A 17,215-nucleotide genomic window follows, 5' to 3' on the forward strand; every position below is an offset into this window, starting at 1 on the left:
TTTCATGGTTTTTTGGGATAACCCTAATTAAAACATGACTATGAGTGATAGTGTTCCTCTTTATATTTCCTTAATTGTTCTATAAGAGGTTCTTAATATGCAATTTAGTCTAAAGAGAAAGATGGTTTTCTCTGTAGTTTTGGCGATTGCAGTGACATCTGCCATTCTTCTTTTCATGGGTTATAAAACCTTTCAAAACAACAGCTGGCAAGCAATAGAAAGTGAGAGTCGTAACACACTGCATGCACACGCGAAAGGGATCAGTGATTGGTTTCACGATAAGAAACAAGCCGTGCATGGCTTACAGCAACAGGTGCAGCTAAACCCTTCCTTAGATATCGTACCTCATTTGCGTCAAACTCTTGTATCTGGTGGCTTTGGGTTAAGTTATTACGGTAATAAAGAGGGGGAGATGTTCCGTCATGACCCTTCGCTTAATAAAGCGGGCTATGACCCAAGAGTCCGAGGTTGGTACAAAGAGACTTTAGCTCAGAATAAAGCCGTCACTACAAAGCCGTATGTTAGCGTCACAATGCAAGCGTTAGTGGTAACACTTACTGATCCTGTCACGGAGAATGGCTCGATCATCGGTGTTGTTGCGTCTAATTTAGCATTAGACAAACTGATCGAGGACGTATTGGCGATTCAGGTTCCGGGTAATGGACGTGCGATTCTCATTGATAAAGAAGGTACGGTCGTTGCTCACCAAAATAAAGAGTTCATTCTCAAACAAGTGACTGAGATTGCGCCAGAACTCAGTGTTTCTGGTTTGAACAGTGCTGCACAAAATCTAACGACGATCTTTACTCAAGTTGATGGCAGTGAACGAGTGCTCATGGCCGAGCCTATTAAAGGCACGGACTGGCTACTTGTGATTGAAATGGACAAAGAAGTTTTAGAACAGCCTTTGTTCGACATGTTGATCAGCCAAATTACTACCGGTTTGATTGTCTTGATCGTGATGGCAGCTGCAACGTCTTGGTTTGTTGCTCGACAGCTGGTGGAGTTAGGACGAGTGAGCGAAGCGCTGGCGGATATTGCTGAAGGCGAAGGTGATTTAACGCAGCGCCTTCAAGTATCAAGCAAAGACGAAGTAGGGCAACTCGCCGATAAGTTTAATGTGTTCGTAGATCGACTTCATGGAATGATGACGAACGTGACACAAGTTTCAACTGCAATGAACAATGGTGCAGAGCACGCTAATAGCAGCGCGTTGAAGCGAAGTGATAGCGTTAGCAGGCAGCAAGACGAAATAACCATGGTAGCAACAGCTGTGACAGAAATGGCGACAGCGACCTCTGAAATTGCCGCTAACGCTGATAACACAGCCAAAAGCGCGACTCACTCGGTTGAATTGAGCGAGCAAGGCTTCCAGCAGATGGCAAAAAGCCAATCATCAATTAATGAACTAGCAACCGAGCTTACAAGTGCTGTGTCTATCATTAGTGAGTTGGAAGAACACGGTCAGCAAATTGCCTCTATCTTAGCGACAATACGTGAAATAGCCGAGCAAACTAACTTGTTAGCGCTTAATGCTGCGATTGAAGCTGCTAGGGCTGGCGAACAAGGTCGTGGCTTTGCTGTGGTTGCTGATGAGGTTCGAGTACTGTCTCAACGAACTCATGCTTCAACAGAAGAAATTGAAGACAAAATCAAGCGATTGCAACAAGCGACCAATGGTGCGGTGAAAGTGATGACACAAAGCCATGATATGGCGAAGACAAGTGTGCACGATGTAGACATGGCGGGAGAGAGTTTGGCTCAAATCCGTGAGGCAATTCAGATGATAAGCGATATGGCGACTCAGATCGCTTCTGCTGCTGAAGAGCAATCACTGGTTACTGCAGAAATTAATGCCAATACTGAGTCTGTACGTGAAGTGAGTGATGTTATGGCACTCGACGCAACAGACGCTGTTTCGCAAGCGGATCAGCTCAGCCACTTAGCCAGCGATTTGAAGCAAGAGTTGTCACGATTTAAGCTTTAATAGCTAAACAAACACCAATATAAGTTAGAGACTAAAAGAGCACAGACTGTAATAAGTCTGTGCTCTTTCTTTATTAGATAGATAGATAGATAGATAGATAGATGTTCAGTGTTGGTCAAAGAAATCCTTATTCCGGATATACTTGCTCATCAAGTGGTAAGAGAAAGGTCTTATCAACCAACTAAAAATAGAACGTCCAAGGCGAATAAAAGTTGGGGTGTTCTCATAGATTCTGCCGTTGTAGAGCCAAAGCACCTTTCCTACATGCCAGTACAGTAAAGGTACGGGTGGCATGAAGGTCACGATGTCGATGTCACAACAGATGCGGTAAGTCTTCTTACTCAAGCGATAGTGCTTTCGGAAACTCCAATCACCGATCGCAGGTTGTCCAAAGGTCACGATTCGCTTAATGCAGCCTGGATACTTTTGCTCAAAGTAGTCAGCAAACACACAACCAATAGCACCACCGGATGAGTGACCGGTAATCGAGATTCTTTTTCCTTGTTCTAAAAGCGGGATGAGCGTCGCTTCCAACCGTTCAATTACCGTTAAGCCAAGCTTATCTTCATTACGATTTGGTTGGCTTTCCTGAAACATCAGATGATAGAAGCCAGCATGCACGCGGTAATTGAGTCCAATCCTTTTGCAGCTTCTTGTCCATAGGGCAAAGTTAAGCAGCCAGTCTGGCACGCTGTGTGACCCTTTAATAACGACAACCACTTCGTCTTTGTCGCTGCTCCACAACACTCGAATCATGGTTTTACCGAACTGATTCTTTATGATGCGCTGTCCATTAGGATCGAAACCATAGCGAGTTTGCTTAAAAACTCTAGGGTAGGCGAGGTTACAAAGAACGGCATAGCGCTCATATTGGTATCGTTTTAATGGTTTCACATTTTGATTTCTTAATAAGGGTTACTTAAAACTCTAGACGTTGAATGTGAAAAGCACATGAAAACACCATTTACTTGATTCGTTATAGAAAAATCGAAATAGGCCGCTGTCGCCTAAGTTAATCCTAGTTAGAAAATAGCGTTGTAAAACTAGAGAGCAATGTATAAGAACCGTACAAGCTGCACTAAATTTATTCTTTGGAGAGTGATAATTAATCACTTGAATTAAAAGATAAAATTTATTGTTGACGAATTTTTTCCATCCGTTAAAGTACACCTCGTTCTCACGGCTTAGGTCGCTGAGAGATGGTGTTTTACTTTTCAGTAATCAGCATCGCAAGATTGCGTTGCCCTGGTGGTGGAATTGGTAGACACAAGGGATTTAAAATCCCTCGGCGTTCGCGCTGTGCCGGTTCAAGTCCGGCCCGGGGCACCATCTATCTTGCTTCTACTTTTGAGTAGAGTGATGAACAAAGAGTTGTTCTCTTAAATCACTATTAAAGGCGCCTTGGCAGAGTGGCTATGCAGCGGATTGCAAATCCGTGGACCTCGGTTCGACTCCGGGAGGCGCCTCCATTCTCTCTTTCATTTTAGAAAGAAAATGAATGAAAATGCGATACTAGCTCAGTTGGTAGAGCGCAACCTTGCCAAGGTTGAGGTCATCGGTTCGAACCCGATGTATCGCTCCAAATTTTGTAATGTTGATTCGTTTCGACATTAAGATGGTGTTTTACTTTTCAGTAATCGGCATCGCAATAAAGAATTGCGTGCCCTGGTGGTGGAATTGGTAGACACAAGGGATTTAAAATCCCTCGACGTTCGCGTTGTGCCGGTTCAAGTCCGGCCCGGGGCACCATCTATTTGATTGTTACCTTGTTTGGTGATGTTCAAAAGAGTTGTTCTCTTAAAACACTATTGAAGGCGCCTTGGCAGAGTGGCTATGCAGCGGATTGCAAATCCGTGGACCTCGGTTCGACTCCGGGAGGCGCCTCCACTATTCAAAGTTAAAAGGCCAGCAGAAATGCTGGCCTTTTTGCTATCTGAAATTCCACTTCTTTGTACTTTCCTAAATTCTAACGCCGTCCATTCATTGAATCGCACTTCTGGCTAGATGACTCAATCCGATTGTTCTGCTTTACGGAGTTCTACGCTATCAAGGCGCTTTATTGCACAAGTTGTATAAGTTGGCCAAACGTATTTCTGAGAAAGTTGTTTGAAGAAAACTGCTAGTAGCTCAGCAAGAAAGCCCAAGTTAATCGAGTGTGCGATTTTTAAATGGAATCGATGGGAAGGGAAGCGGGACGGCTGTGTTTTGGTCATCCAGTTCTTCACATTTATACACAGTTGCTCATGAACCTGTAACGCTTTCATGAGTTATTACACTTCTTATGACTGCAAATGAAAATGATTGTCATTTACTTGCGTTATTGCTAGTCTATTGTGAAATATTACAACAAGCATGCTTGTGTGTGAAATTGCCTATAAAACGCCTCTAAACCTTATCAAACCTATGGTTATTCGTTTGCTATGGCGTAAAATTAGCCACTTCTACCTCTTTTGTTCTACCCCTTTTGGGTAGTTCGATTTCGTAATTGATTTACATCATATTTTCATTTTCTTTCATAATTCATTATTCGCTCAGTTAAGAAATATATAACCTTCAGGAATTCTTATGAGCAAGATGAAGCTAGTCGTAATCGGTAACGGGATGGTCGGTCATCGCTATATCGAAGATTTAGTCGAGAAGACAGATGTTGCTAACATGGACATCACGGTGTTCTGTGAAGAGCCTCGCGTAGCCTATGATCGTGTACACCTTTCTTCTTATTTTTCACACCATACTGCGGACGAACTTTCTTTAGTTAAAGAAGGCTTCTACGAGAAACACGGCATCAACATGCTGATCGGCGAACGTGCTATTAACGTTAACCGTGAAAAGAAAACAGTTTACTCAAGCACTGGTCGTGAAATCCAATACGACAAACTCATCCTTGCTACAGGTTCATTCCCATTCGTTCCGCCAATCAAAGGCAACGAAGGTAAAGACTGTTTTGTTTACCGCACAATTGAAGATCTGAAAGCGATCGAAGCAACGGCTAAGAACTCTAAGTCTGGTGTTGTTGTTGGTGGTGGTCTACTTGGCCTTGAAGCGGCAGGCGCACTTAAAGCACTTGGCGTAACCACACACGTTGTTGAGTTTGCTCCTAAGCTAATGGCTGAGCAGCTTGACCAAGCGGGTGGTAACCAACTTCGTCAAAAAATCGAACGTATGGGCGTTAACGTACATACAAGCAAGAACACGCTTGAGATTGCTCCTGAAGGCACTGAAGCTCGTAACGTAATGCGCTTCGCAGACGGTACTGAGCTAGAAACTGATTTCATCGTATTCTCTGCTGGTATTCGCCCTCAAGACAAACTTGCTCGTCAAATGGGTCTAGGTATTGCACCTCGTGGCGGTATCGAGATTAACGATCACTGTCAAACGACAGACAAAGATATCTACGCAATCGGTGAGTGTGCGTCTTGGAACCAAACGTTCTACGGCCTTGTTGCTCCTGGTTACAAAATGGCGACGGTAGCGGTTGACCACGTTGTTGGTAACGAAAGCACATTCGAAGGTGCTGACATGTCTGCGAAGCTTAAGCTTCTAGGCGTGAAAGTAGGTTCTATTGGTGATGCAAACGGTCGTACTCCTGGCTGTAAGAGCTACGTTTACCAAAACGAAGAGCAAGAAGTTTACAAGCGTCTAATCGTTTCTGAAGACAACAAGAAGCTTCTTGGTGCGGTAATGGTCGGTGATACCTCTGACTACGGCGATCTTCTACAGCTTATGCTGAACGAAATCGACCTACCAGAACACCCAGATGCTCTAATTCTTCCTGCACACGCTGGCGCTGAAAAGCCAACACTCGGCGCAGACTCGCTTCCTGAATCTGCAGTTATCTGTTCTTGTTTCGATGTGACTAAAGGCAAAGTCGCTCAAGCGGTTGCTGAAGGTCACCACACCATTGGTGATATCAAAGCAGTAACTGGCGCAGGTACTGGTTGTGGTGGTTGTATTCCTCTAGTGACTTCAGTACTAAACGCTGAACTAGCTAAAGCCGGTGTTGAAGTGAAGAACGACGTATGTGAGCACTTTGCTTACTCTCGCCAAGAGCTTTTCCACCTAATTCGCATCGAAGAAATCAAAACGTTCGACGAGCTATTAGAGAAATACGGTAAAGGTTACGGTTGTGAAGTATGTAAGCCTCTAGCGGGTTCTATCCTTGCTTCTTGCTGGGGTGAGCACATCCTTAAGCCTGAACTAGTGAAGCTGCACGATACCAACGATAACTTCCTAGGTAACATGCAAAAAGACGGTACTTACTCTGTTATCCCTCGTATGGCGGGTGGTGAAGTAACGCCTCAAGCACTAAGCGTTCTTGCTGATGTTGCTGCTGAATACAACCTGTATACCAAAATCACGGGTGCGCAACGTATCGGTCTATTCGGCGCTCAGAAAGATGACTTACCAGCTATCTGGAAGAAGTTAATCGCTGCAGGTTACGAAACAGGTCAAGCTTACGCAAAAGCACTTCGTATGGCTAAGACATGTGTTGGTTCTACTTGGTGTCGTTACGGCGTTCAAGATTCAGTTGGCCTAGGCGTGATGATCGAGAACCGTTACAAAGGCATCCGTACTCCTCATAAGATGAAGTTTGGTGTGTCTGGCTGTACTCGTGAGTGTGCTGAAGCTCAAGGTAAAGACTTAGGTATCATCGCAACTGACGCAGGTTGGAACATGTATGTGTGTGGTAACGGTGGTATGAAACCTCGTCACGCAGACCTGCTAGCAAGCGACCTAGACCAAGAAACGCTGATCAAATACATTGACCGTTTCATGATGTTCTACATCCGCACGGCTGCTCCACTACAACGTACTTCGGTATGGATGGACAACCTAGAAGGTGGTGTTGATTACCTACGTGAAGTGATTGTAGACAACAAGCTTGGTATCAATGACCAGCTTGAAACTGACATTGCAGGCTTGGTTGATAACTTTGCTTGTGAGTGGACAGATACAATCAACGACGAAGCTCAACTTAAGCGCTTTGCACACTTTATCAATGCTGATGACCGTGATGAGAACGTTGTGTTTGTTGATGATGGCCGTGAACAACACCGCCCAGCGACATTCACTGAGAAACACCCTGAAGCGAAGGGCGATATCCTTCACGTTGAACTGGTTTAATTGGGAGACGACATCATGGCATTTACCAAAGTTTGTAAGATCGAAGATATTATTCCAGGTACAGGTGTTTGTGCATTGGTTGGTGGTGAGCAAGTAGCAGTCTTCCGCCCAACTAAGGCTGAAGAAGTATTCGCGATTAGCAACACAGACCCTTACTTCCAGTCTAACGTGTTATCACGTGGTCTGATTGTTGAGCACAAAGAAGAGCTTTGGGTGGCAAGCCCGCTTAAGAAGCAACGCTTTAACCTGACAACAGGTGCGTGCATGGAAGACGAGAACTTCAACGTGAAAGCGTACAAAGCTCGTGTTACCAAAGGTGCTGTAGAAATCTCTGCTTAATCTTTGGATGAGTAAGATTTGATAGTTCAAGGGTTCTAGTTCTCGATATTGCCTTAACTCGGCAACTAGAGCCTTTTCCTATCCAATTTTAACTTTTAATTTTACTTTTTTAAGGACAACATTATGTCTCCTGATTACAAACCAGCTGAATTCGTTCAAACGATGATTGATGTGGGTGAAGCGAAAACTAAAACAAGTACTCGCGATCTTCTGATTCGAAGCACTATGGCTGGTATCATCCTTTCTCTCGCGGTTGTTGTTGCTATTACAGCAATGGTACAAACCGGCATTGGCCTTGTTGGCGCATTAGTGTTCCCAGTTGGTTTCGTTATTCTAAGTGTTATGGGTTACGACCTAGTAACTGGCGTTTTCGGCCTTGCTCCTTTAGCTAAATTCGACAACCGCCCAGGCATCACTTGGGGCCGTATCCTACGTTGTTGGGGTATTGTTGGTCTTGGTAACCTTATTGGTTCTTTGATTGTTGCTTTCCTAGTGGCTGTTTCATTAACAGGTAACTTCTCTCTAGAGCCAAACGCTGTTGCTCAAAAGTTCATTGCTGTTTCTACAGGCCGTAGCTTAGGTTTTGAAAACATGGGTATGGACGGATGGATCACGTGTTTCGTACGCGGCATCTTCTGTAACCTAATGGTATGTCTAGGTGTGATTGGTAACATGACAGCACGTACTGTGTCTGGCCGTGTAGCAATGATGTGGTTCCCAATCTTCATCTTCTTCGCACTAGTATTTGAGCACACAGTAGTAAACATGTTCCTATTCCCACTGGGTATGATTCTTGGCGCTGACTTCGGTATCGCGACATGGTTGAACTTCAACCTTATCCCAACAATCCTAGGTAACATCGTTGGTGGTCTACTAATGACATGTGTTCCTCTATACCTAACTCACGCTAAAACAGCTCCTTCTCTAGGCGCTAAGTAATTCTGAATACGGTGAAACGTAATTTAGTATGAGATTGAAAGCCCCAACGAAATGTTTGGGGCTTTTTTCGTTCAAATGCCTTAAGCATCAAGGTGTTGATTCTTATTGAGTAATACCAATCACAGTAAGTAAGTGATCAGAAATAGCGCAGGAAAAAGGCTTGAGAACGAGACAGAATTTTTCGATAAGTAGTTATCCTACAATCAAAAATTCTAACGAAGTTATCGAGCGTTTTAACCAGCTAGGATGAACAGTTATTTACTACGATTGGTATCTAATACCTGCAATAGATCGTTTTGTTATAATTACTTCTATCTTCGTTAGTATTTAAACTGAATATTTATATCAACACCTGATAGTCTAAGGGTTAAGGATTTGGATAAGTCATCATGAATACAGTGACTTATCACATAGATTGAAGCTTGAGATAAAACAAGCAAACCTTCGGAGCACAGCATGTCAGAAGTATCGTCATCGAATGTTAAAGAAGTAAACAAAGGATTTGTTTCATTGGTAGGTGCAGGTCCAGGCGACCCAGACTTACTTACGCTAAAAGCGGCACGAGTGATTCAACAAGCAGACGTCTTGGTATATGACCGCTTGGTATCAAAAGATATCTTGGCGATGGCTAACCCAGACGCAGAAATGCTGTATGTGGGTAAAAAGCTTGATCATCACTGTGTACCGCAAGATCAGATCAACCAATTGTTGGTCACCAAAGCGCAAGAGAATAAGCATGTAGTACGCCTGAAAGGTGGTGACTCATTTATCTTTGGCCGTGGTGGCGAAGAGTGTGAAACTCTGGCTGAGAATGATGTGAGATTTGAAGTCATTCCTGGTATTACGGCAGCCGCTGGTGCTACGGCTTATGCGGGCATCCCGTTAACTCACCGTGACCACGCGCAAAGCGTCCAGTTTATTACCGGCCACTTAAAGAAAGATGGCGAAGATATCGACTGGCAATCTCTTGCTCAACATAATCACACGATCGTGTTCTACATGGGTTTAAAAGAGAGCCCGAATATTCAAAAGAATTTGCTTGATAATGGTATGCGAGCAGATATGCCTGTAGCCATCATTGAAAACGGGACACGCCAAGAGCAAAAGGTGTATCGAGGTGGATTGAGTGACTTAGCTAACCTTGCGAGCGTCGCTAAAAGCCCGGCTTTGATCGTTGTTGGCAGCGTGGCTCAGCTTCATGAAAAACTCGATTGGTTTAACAAGTAACCAAGTCACGCTTAATCGATTTGTATAAAGTTAAATGCTGCAGCGGCTACTTTGTCGCTGCATTTCTTGTTGGCGCATGGGCATTTCGTCGATGATATTGGTGATTTTTTGCCAGTCTGTCTTACCGTTCCATCTGTGCTTCTCTTTTCCGTCTTTACCAATCAATACAGCGGTGTGTGACCCTTTAGGGATCTCATAAACGCTGGTTACTGCCTCTAGGTTAAACTCTTCTTCTAACCAAGTGGGTACGGTGTAGCCACTCTCTGCAATCACCATGATAACCACATCACGTTCGTCCAATTGACAGTTGTTGATCAACACTTCGTTTAGAAACTCTTTGACGACAGAGTCTTCTGTTGGCGCGAAATAGATGACGCTTCGGTGTGGCAGCTGACTGGAATGAGAATAAGCTGGGTAGGCAAGCACTGAGTTGATGGTTAAGCTCATGATTAACACCGTACTAATAGTTAGAACCTGTAAAACATTAGACCAAACGTTCGAGCGATTGACTGCTTGTGCAGCTTTGGATGTTTCCATGCTTGTGCACGATTTGTGTGTTTGTCGGTGTAGCATAGCCAACCTCCTTTTAATACGCTAAGCCTGTGTACGATTCGGTTGTGACGTGAATGAAGCTCATGAAACAAGGCGCTATATAGCACCAGAACAAATCGACTTACCTTAAGCATAGTTAGGTTTACGCCAAAGGTGCTTAGGTCACCACTAAATATAACCAGATTTACGTTAACGATAGCCGACAGGTTCATTTTTATTGAGTAAAGCGACTCGCATTTTACAATTGAATAGAATAGGGTATACGGAAAATCTAAAGGTATGAATTTATGGAAAACATAGCAATTTTGGTCGACGTTCAGAACGTTTACTACACGACACGCGATAAATACTGTTCTAACTTCGACTATAACCAGTTTTGGTATGTTGCCACGGAAGGGCGTAACGTTGTTGCCGCCAATGCTTACGCAATCTCTAGCCAAGATCCTAAACAGCGTCAATTTCATCATATCCTTCGAGGTGTCGGCTTTAATGTAAAGTTGAAACCATTTATCCAGCGCCGAGATGGCAGTGCAAAAGGTGACTGGGATGTGGGTATAGCTTTAGATGCTATAGAACTGGCTGAAACGGTTGATACGATCGTTCTGGTATCTGGAGACGGTGATTTTGAAATCCTCGTAGAACGAATCAAGGAACGTTTTGGTAAGCCTGTCGAGGTGTACGGTGTTCCGGGATTAACTGCTCAAAATCTTATCGATTCAGCCTCAAAATTTGTACCGATTGAAAAAGATTTCCTTCTTTAGGGTTAATCTCTCATTTTATAATTGAAATCAATAATAACGATAATTAAAATGCAAACTATTATTATTTATCGGTTTGTATGATGTCGCGCGTTTTAGTTGTTGATGATGATATTCAGTTGTGTGAATTATTGGGTGAAGTGTTAGAAAATGAGGGGTATCACGTTGATACTGTTCACTGCGGTGAGTCCGCGCTTGAGTTTATTCAATCGAACCCTGTCGATTTAGTTTTACTCGATGTAATGCTTCCAAACCTAAGCGGTATTCAAGTAGCAAGACGCATTTGTCAGCGTTTTGCTACTCCTATTCTTATGTTGACCGCGCTTAATGATGACGCTTCAATGCTTGATGGCTACCAAGCGGGCGCCGACCAGTATATCGCCAAACCTTTCAATGTTCCTGAGCTCCTAACTCGTATTAAGGTGATTTTACGCCGAGTGGGTTTTGAGCGTCAGAGACAATCTTTAGCCTCATCAAACCATGGCTTGTGTGAACAGCTCTCTCGTTTACCGTTAACGGGCACTGAAAAAGATCTGCTTGATTATCTAATCAAAAATGACGGTATCGTTGTCTCTAAATCCGATCTTCAAATTCATGTTTTGAAGAAAGAGCTTTGCCCCTTTGACCGTAATTTAGACATGCACATCAGTAATATCCGTCGAAAATTGGTGCAGGCAGGCTTATCTAAACAACACATCAAAACCGTCCGTGGTAAAGGCTACAGTTATCTAGAGTCGGTAGGAGCATGAGTGCCAAGCTGATACGCTGCCCGGACTTTATCGCTAAGCGGAAAGATGGCTTAACATTCCAACTTTTCTCGTACTTGACGATTATCATTATCAGCATTTTTATTTTTCAAGCGGTAGCTGAGAAGGCCTTGATGAAGGCATTACTGAAAGTCCCAGACTCTGTGAAGCACGAGATGCTAGACCTCGCATATCAAGCTAATGTGTTAATCGAAGAAGGGGACATGGATGAACTTGCCGACTGGGCCAACGCTCAGCAGTATTACCTATTTGTTTTGGGAAAAGACAATCACCCGATCACACATAGGCACATGCACCCACACTTTGAATTTAAGTTGCGTTTCTTAAGAACGTTAGACCATCAATTGGATGCTGTTGTGAATCGGCCGATATTTGGCCTACCTTTAAATGGCGGCAAAAGCCTAGTTATCCAATTACCGCACCGGTTCCATCCTGCAAAGTCGTTTGGTTTGTACTCGACCTTGATGAAGGTCTTTATCGCTTTCATCATCCTATCTTTATTCTCTTTAATTATGGCGCGCAGGCTACAACAGCCTTTGGATCGTTTGCGAGAGGCGAGTCGACGTTTAGCGGAAGGTGACTTCTCGGTGCAAGTCGTCTCTGAATTGAAATCAAATACACGAGAATTTAATGAACTAGCGGTGGATTTTGATCATATGACGTTTGAAATCAAATCACTGGCCGAAAAGCAGCGTCGTTTGATTCGTGATGTCTCTCATGAACTTAGAACGCCATTAGCAAGGCAAAACCTCGCTTTACACTTATTGCGAAGTAAGGTCGATGATAAGAGTATTGGTTTGCTCGATCGTATGGAAAGTGAAACTGAAGAGATGAACAAGCTGGTGGGGGAGATCCTAGAATTCAGCAGACTAGAAACGTCTCGTTATGATTCCAAATTAACTTTAATGCACCTTGAACACTATTGTTCGATGCTGATTGCTCAGATGCAAAACGATTTAAAGCCAAACCAAACTCTGGTGGGCGATTTACTAACGCCAACATCGATGGTGAATATTGATGAGAGACTACTTCTCAGAGTGATTGGTAATCTAGTCGGCAACGCCATTAAATATGCAGGTGAACATGCTCATGTTGTCGTTACCACTTATGAAAAAACGTCGGATAAACGTTACAGTGTCATATCTGTAGAAGATGACGGTGAGGGCATTCCTGATAACAAGATTGCAGGTATATTCGACCCGTTTACACGCATTGAGTCAGCTCGAGACAAACAGTCTGGTGGTTACGGCCTAGGACTTGCGATTGTTAAAGAAGCGATGGGTGTGATGAATGGGCACGTTACTGCTGAGAATAGAGAAGGTGGGGGGCTCAGGGTCAATCTTATGTTCCCAATCGACGATTAACTTAAGTACGTTTTCTAGAGATAGTTAATACCGAATACGAATTCTAAAAACGATACTCAATAAAAAACGCCACTGCATCTGCAGTGGCGTTTCTGTTTATGCGCTTTTTTATGAGTTAAGGTGTAGCCATTAATTACACCTTAGCTCGAAGGCAAGAGCGTTATAGAAACTAGATTATGCCTGTTGGCGTGCTAGCTTAACTTCTTCTTCTTTCTCGCCGGCAGCTGGGTCGTTGAAGCGAGACTCATCAAGAGCACCTTCAGACTTCGCCACGATGATAGATACGGCACTATCACCTGTGATGTTTACAGCGGTACGAATCATATCAAGAAGACGGTCAACACCCATGATTAGAGCGATACCTTCAAGCGGTAGACCAACTTGGTTCAATACCATCGCTAGCATAACAAGACCAACACCAGGAACACCTGCAGTACCTACAGACGCCAGTGTCGCCGTTAGGATAACCATTAGGTAATCACCCATTGAAAGGTCGATGTTGTAGGCTTGTGCGATAAACGCTGTCGCAACACCTTGCATGATAGCAGTACCGTCCATGTTCACAGTTGCACCTAGTGGTACTGTGAAAGACGCTACTTTGTTGTCTACGCCCATGCGGTTTTTCGCCGTTTCCATGGTTACTGGAATCGTTGCGTTTGAAGATGCTGTTGAGAATGCAAACATGATTGCATCTTCCATCTTACGTAGGAACGTAATCGGGCTAAGGCCTGTGAATCCTTTAAGCATTGCGCTGTAAGTAACCAGACCGTGTAACAGTAGGGTACCTGCAAGTACTAAGAAGTATTCTGCTAGGTTCCAAATCGCACCCAAGCCAAGGCCAGAGAACAGTTTCGCCATTAAGAAGAACACGCCGTAAGGAGCAAGGTTCATTAGTAGCGCAACTAGCTTCATGATCACTTCGTTTAGATCAGAGAAAACTGCAGCGATACGTTCACCGGGTTTGCCCGCTGCACTGATTGCGATACCAAACAACACTGCAAATACGATAACTTGTAACGTTTTGCCCTCAGCCATCGCCTGAATAGGGTTGGTTGGGAACATGTCGATGATTACTTGGCCCAGAGAAGGGGCATCAGCTGATTTGAAAGAGCTCGCAGCAGTAAGATCCGCACCAGCTCCAGGTTGGAACAGGTTACCGATAGTAAGTGCTAGAGTGATAGCAACGGCTGTAGTACCGATATAAAGTGCAAGTGTTTTGCCACCCATACGGCCAAGAGTTGATAAGTCTTTAAGGGAACTTGTACCACATACTAGTGAAACGAAGACTAGTGGGACAACAAGCATTTTTAAACTGGCGACAAAAATTTGCCCGCCTACTTCAAAGAGTCCGTTAACGATGTAGTTGTTAACAAATCCACTTTCTGCAAAAAGGGATTGAATGGCAAATCCCGTGAATATACCTACGACCATACCGAGGATTACTCGACCAGTCAGAGACATAGGTTTCTTGGTATTCATTTAGAACACTCCTTATTATTTATAACTTTGATACCTTTTCAAAGTGAGCAGGAGATTAGCAGTCGGATAATCAATTCGAAAAACAAAAAATGAGTTTGGAATTATAGATGTGATCAAAATCACTGATAATTGTGTAAATTAAACAAATAAAAACAAAATAATTCACCATTAATTTACATTTATCGAGGGTTTTATACATAAATTTGTCGTTTCAAAGGTAGTAAATAAGAAGAGATGATTTTCTTATCAATCTTCACGTCTTCAATTGACTGAGCCTATATCCGTGTTTCAAAAAATTAGGTGAAGATAACCACTCGATTTACGCCAATGAATCTTAACTATCTGTATTGAATTGGTTTTGTTGAACTCTTCAAATATGACCCACCGATAGGCCTTTACAAAACTTTACGAATGCAAAGAATGTAAATTTAATGCAAATGGTAATAGTTATCACTTATATTCACTCCCGAAATAATTCAGTGGTACCGGCAACGGTTCAGCGAACACATCGAATAAATAACAAAGTGTTCGTCTAAAAGAATAAAAGCGGAGTAAAGGACATGTTTTCAAAGAGCCCATTGGCTTTAGTGATCGGCGCAGTATTAGCTTCACCAGCAGTATTGGCAGAAACAGTAAAAACAGACGAGCACATGGTTGTTGAAGGTCGTGACTACGGTTACAAAGCCGACACGAACACAACAGCAATGCGCATGGAGGCGACTCAATTAGAGACTCCGGGACAAGTTTCAGTAATCGATGAGCAGATCATCGATGAACAGCGTGCTAGCACACTAGGTGAAGTTCTTAAGAACGACGCTTCTGTAGGTGCGGGTTCAAAATCAACGAACCGTGAGCGTTTCACTCTTCGTGGTTTTGATTTAGAAAGTAGCTCTGGTTACTTACGTGACGGTGTTCAACATTGGTCTCATTACCGCCAACCAGTAGAGCTATTAGAGCGTGTTGAAGTACTTAAAGGCCCAGCAGGTTTACTCTACGGTAAATCAGCACCAGGTGGCCTTGTTAACATGGTTTCTAAGAAGCCTACATACGAGACTCAAGTAAACGTAAGCCAAGATATCGGTTCTGATAGCTACACGCGTACAACCGCTGATGTAAGTGGTTCACTAAACGATGACCAAACTTTACGTGCTCGTCTTATTGTTTCACAAGAAAACCAAGACTCTTACCGCACACGTTTTGATGGCACAGATGTAGAAACCGACCGTTTTGTTGGTGGTCTATTCGTTGATTACGATATTAACGAAGACATCATGTTGTCAGTTCATTACGACCGCACAATCGAAGAGGGCGATTTGGACAATGGTTCTAAAATCGACACTTCTACAGGCAAGGCAATCGACCCTAACACGGTTAATGATCAACGTTTCGCTAAAACAGATAACGACGTTGCTAACTACGGCGCTTCGGTAACTGCTAACTTAAACGAAACTTGGTCTGTTAAAACAGGTATTAGCCGTCAGTTCTACGAGCGTCAGCGTACAGAATCGAACAATACTGTATACAGCGATAAAAACGGCGGTTACGGCTACAAAGTATCAGATCGTCACGACGAGTGGACGTTTGACACGGCTTACGTAGATTTTACTGGTGATTTCGATGCACTAGGTGTAAACCACCGCCTACTTGTTGGTGTTAATGGCCTTCATTACGACTACGAGCGTTTATACGACTCTGGCTACACATGTGTAAATGCAACTGAAGCAGAAGCAGAAGCTGCATGTGGTAATGGTTTTGATATGCCTTCTAACGTTAGCTACAAGAACGACAATGAAGTATCTCACTCTGAAAGCCAACACTACGGTCTATATGTTCAAGACTTAGTAACACTTAACGACCAGTGGCAAGTTCTTGGTGGCGTTCGTTTTGCATACGACAAAACGACGAGCAGTTCTAATCAAGAAGAGAGCTACAACAACATTCTTCCAAAGTTTGGTGTAATTTACTCTCCGGCTTCAAATGGTTCAATTTACGCAGTTTACTCTGAAAGTTTCGAACCTGTTGGTGAAATCACAGATCAAGATGACGTGAACTTTGGTCAGTCTCAAGATGCTAAGAAAGGTACACTTTACGAGCTAGGTTCTAAGTGGGAACTGTTTGATGAACGTTTGTTTGTATCAGGAGCATTGTTCCAGATCACTCAATCGAACATGCAAGTGACTGAAGATCTAGACCCCGCAAGTAATAACGGCAAAGAAACACGTACAACTCAAGTTGGTGAACAAGTTCACACTGGTGTTGAATTGGCTGCAACTGGTTACGTGACTCAAGCATTCTCTGTAAGTGCATCTACAATGTTCCTAGATGCTGAGTACCAGAATGACCCAGCTCTTGAAGGCAAAACACCTGCTGACGTACCAGAGTTTACTGCGAGTATTTGGTCTACTTACTCGTTCAATAACGGTACTGACGTAAACCTTGGTGTTTACCACGTAGGTGAGCGTTACACTGAAGATTCAAACACCTTCAAAAAAGACGCATACACTCGTGTAGATATGGGTATCGCACATACAATGAAGTATGACGAGAACCTAGATTTCGTTGCACGCTTCAATGTAGAGAACCTGTTTGATACTGATTACCTTGAAGGTGGCAGCACGAGCAACGTTGTTGTTGGCGAAGGCCGCAACTACATGGCAACTTTACAGGTGAAATACTAAT

Annotated in this window: 12 protein-coding genes and 5 tRNA genes; 14 read left to right on the forward strand and 3 right to left on the reverse strand. The window is 43.4% G+C overall.

The window, feature by feature from the left end; genetic code table 11:
• Nucleotides 1-97 precede the first annotated feature (97 nt).
• Nucleotides 98-1,987, forward strand: coding sequence for a methyl-accepting chemotaxis protein (locus OCV12_RS21485; RefSeq protein WP_446033457.1), 1,890 nt, complete (start codon nucleotides 98-100; stop codon nucleotides 1,985-1,987).
• A gap of 105 nt (nucleotides 1,988-2,092) precedes the next feature.
• On the opposite strand, the gene OCV12_RS21490 is transcribed toward OCV12_RS21485, so the two are convergent.
• The gene (locus tag OCV12_RS21490; protein WP_261886092.1) at nucleotides 2,093-2,881 is read right to left on the reverse strand and encodes a lipase family protein; all 789 of its coding nucleotides are present in this window, start codon (nucleotides 2,879-2,881) and stop codon (nucleotides 2,093-2,095) included.
• Nucleotides 2,882-3,229: 348 nt separating this feature from the next.
• Here OCV12_RS21490 and OCV12_RS21495 point away from each other — a divergent pair.
• From OCV12_RS21495 to cobA, 9 genes are all read left to right on the forward strand, one after another.
• A tRNA-Leu gene (locus OCV12_RS21495) sits at nucleotides 3,230-3,316 on the forward strand.
• Nucleotides 3,317-3,382: 66 nt separating this feature from the next.
• Nucleotides 3,383-3,456, forward strand: a tRNA-Cys gene (locus tag OCV12_RS21500).
• A gap of 37 nt (nucleotides 3,457-3,493) precedes the next feature.
• Nucleotides 3,494-3,569 (forward strand) — tRNA-Gly (locus tag OCV12_RS21505).
• A gap of 80 nt (nucleotides 3,570-3,649) precedes the next feature.
• Nucleotides 3,650-3,736 (forward strand) — tRNA-Leu (locus OCV12_RS21510).
• 64 nt (nucleotides 3,737-3,800) lie between these two features.
• Nucleotides 3,801-3,874 (forward strand) — tRNA-Cys (locus OCV12_RS21515).
• 678 nt (nucleotides 3,875-4,552) lie between these two features.
• The gene (gene nirB, locus OCV12_RS21520; protein ID WP_261886093.1) at nucleotides 4,553-7,111 is read left to right on the forward strand and encodes a nitrite reductase large subunit NirB; all 2,559 of its coding nucleotides are present in this window, start codon (nucleotides 4,553-4,555) and stop codon (nucleotides 7,109-7,111) included.
• Nucleotides 7,112-7,126: 15 nt separating this feature from the next.
• Complete coding sequence (nirD, locus tag OCV12_RS21525) at nucleotides 7,127-7,450, forward strand: nitrite reductase small subunit NirD (RefSeq protein WP_017066844.1); 324 nt, start codon at nucleotides 7,127-7,129, stop codon at nucleotides 7,448-7,450.
• A gap of 123 nt (nucleotides 7,451-7,573) precedes the next feature.
• Nucleotides 7,574-8,389: a formate/nitrite transporter family protein gene (locus tag OCV12_RS21530; protein WP_017062558.1), complete on the forward strand. Its 816-nt coding sequence runs from the start codon at nucleotides 7,574-7,576 to the stop codon at nucleotides 8,387-8,389.
• Between the two features lie 456 nt (nucleotides 8,390-8,845).
• Nucleotides 8,846-9,616: a uroporphyrinogen-III C-methyltransferase gene (gene cobA, locus OCV12_RS21535; RefSeq protein WP_261886094.1), complete on the forward strand. Its 771-nt coding sequence runs from the start codon at nucleotides 8,846-8,848 to the stop codon at nucleotides 9,614-9,616.
• Between the two features lie 30 nt (nucleotides 9,617-9,646).
• Here the strand turns inward: cobA and OCV12_RS21540 are convergent, their stop codons facing one another.
• Nucleotides 9,647-10,153, reverse strand: coding sequence for a DUF4174 domain-containing protein (locus tag OCV12_RS21540; protein WP_390904573.1), 507 nt, complete (start codon nucleotides 10,151-10,153; stop codon nucleotides 9,647-9,649).
• 302 nt (nucleotides 10,154-10,455) lie between these two features.
• On the opposite strand from OCV12_RS21540, the gene OCV12_RS21545 reads away from it, so the two are divergent.
• From OCV12_RS21545 to OCV12_RS21555, 3 genes are all read left to right on the forward strand, one after another.
• Nucleotides 10,456-10,929 carry a LabA-like NYN domain-containing protein gene (locus tag OCV12_RS21545; RefSeq protein WP_261886096.1) on the forward strand — a complete coding sequence of 158 codons (474 nt, stop codon included), beginning with the start codon at nucleotides 10,456-10,458 and terminating at the stop codon, nucleotides 10,927-10,929.
• An 80-nt stretch (nucleotides 10,930-11,009) separates the two neighbouring features.
• Complete coding sequence (locus OCV12_RS21550) at nucleotides 11,010-11,675, forward strand: response regulator transcription factor (protein WP_017630134.1); 666 nt, start codon at nucleotides 11,010-11,012, stop codon at nucleotides 11,673-11,675.
• Nucleotides 11,672-13,057, forward strand: a complete 1,386-nt coding sequence (locus OCV12_RS21555) for a sensor histidine kinase (RefSeq protein ID WP_261886097.1) — start codon at nucleotides 11,672-11,674, stop codon at nucleotides 13,055-13,057. The genes OCV12_RS21550 and OCV12_RS21555 overlap by 4 nt, the downstream gene beginning before the upstream one ends.
• A gap of 174 nt (nucleotides 13,058-13,231) precedes the next feature.
• On the opposite strand, the gene OCV12_RS21560 is transcribed toward OCV12_RS21555, so the two are convergent.
• Entirely contained in the window at nucleotides 13,232-14,536 is a 1,305-nt protein-coding gene (locus tag OCV12_RS21560; RefSeq protein ID WP_076651207.1) for a dicarboxylate/amino acid:cation symporter, read from the reverse strand.
• A gap of 560 nt (nucleotides 14,537-15,096) precedes the next feature.
• Between OCV12_RS21560 and OCV12_RS21565 the strand changes: the two genes are divergently transcribed.
• A complete protein-coding gene (locus tag OCV12_RS21565; RefSeq protein ID WP_261886098.1) occupies nucleotides 15,097-17,214 on the forward strand; it encodes a TonB-dependent siderophore receptor in 2,118 nt (705 codons plus the stop codon).
• The last annotated feature ends 1 nt before the right edge of the window (nucleotide 17,215 follow it).

Origin of the sequence: Vibrio pomeroyi (genome assembly GCF_024347595.1) — a bacterium.
Taxonomy (GTDB): domain Bacteria; phylum Pseudomonadota; class Gammaproteobacteria; order Enterobacterales; family Vibrionaceae; genus Vibrio; species Vibrio pomeroyi.

Excerpts from the sequence above, each read along its gene's own strand:
- OCV12_RS21540 (WP_390904573.1), bottom strand. The coding sequence starts at position 10,153 with ATGGAAACATCCAAAGCTGCACAAGCAGTCAATCGCTCGAACGTTTGG.
- OCV12_RS21560 (WP_076651207.1), bottom strand. The coding sequence starts at position 14,536 with ATGAATACCAAGAAACCTATGTCTCTGACTGGTCGAGTAATCCTCGGT.
- OCV12_RS21555 (WP_261886097.1), top strand. The coding sequence starts at position 11,672 with ATGAGTGCCAAGCTGATACGCTGCCCGGACTTTATCGCTAAGCGGAAA.
- OCV12_RS21545 (WP_261886096.1), top strand. The coding sequence starts at position 10,456 with ATGGAAAACATAGCAATTTTGGTCGACGTTCAGAACGTTTACTACACG.
- OCV12_RS21485 (WP_446033457.1), top strand. The coding sequence starts at position 98 with ATGCAATTTAGTCTAAAGAGAAAGATGGTTTTCTCTGTAGTTTTGGCG.
- OCV12_RS21550 (WP_017630134.1), top strand. The coding sequence starts at position 11,010 with ATGTCGCGCGTTTTAGTTGTTGATGATGATATTCAGTTGTGTGAATTA.
- nirB (WP_261886093.1), top strand. The coding sequence starts at position 4,553 with ATGAGCAAGATGAAGCTAGTCGTAATCGGTAACGGGATGGTCGGTCAT.
- cobA (WP_261886094.1), top strand. The coding sequence starts at position 8,846 with ATGTCAGAAGTATCGTCATCGAATGTTAAAGAAGTAAACAAAGGATTT.
- OCV12_RS21530 (WP_017062558.1), top strand. The coding sequence starts at position 7,574 with ATGTCTCCTGATTACAAACCAGCTGAATTCGTTCAAACGATGATTGAT.
- OCV12_RS21565 (WP_261886098.1), top strand. The coding sequence starts at position 15,097 with ATGTTTTCAAAGAGCCCATTGGCTTTAGTGATCGGCGCAGTATTAGCT.
- nirD (WP_017066844.1), top strand. The coding sequence starts at position 7,127 with ATGGCATTTACCAAAGTTTGTAAGATCGAAGATATTATTCCAGGTACA.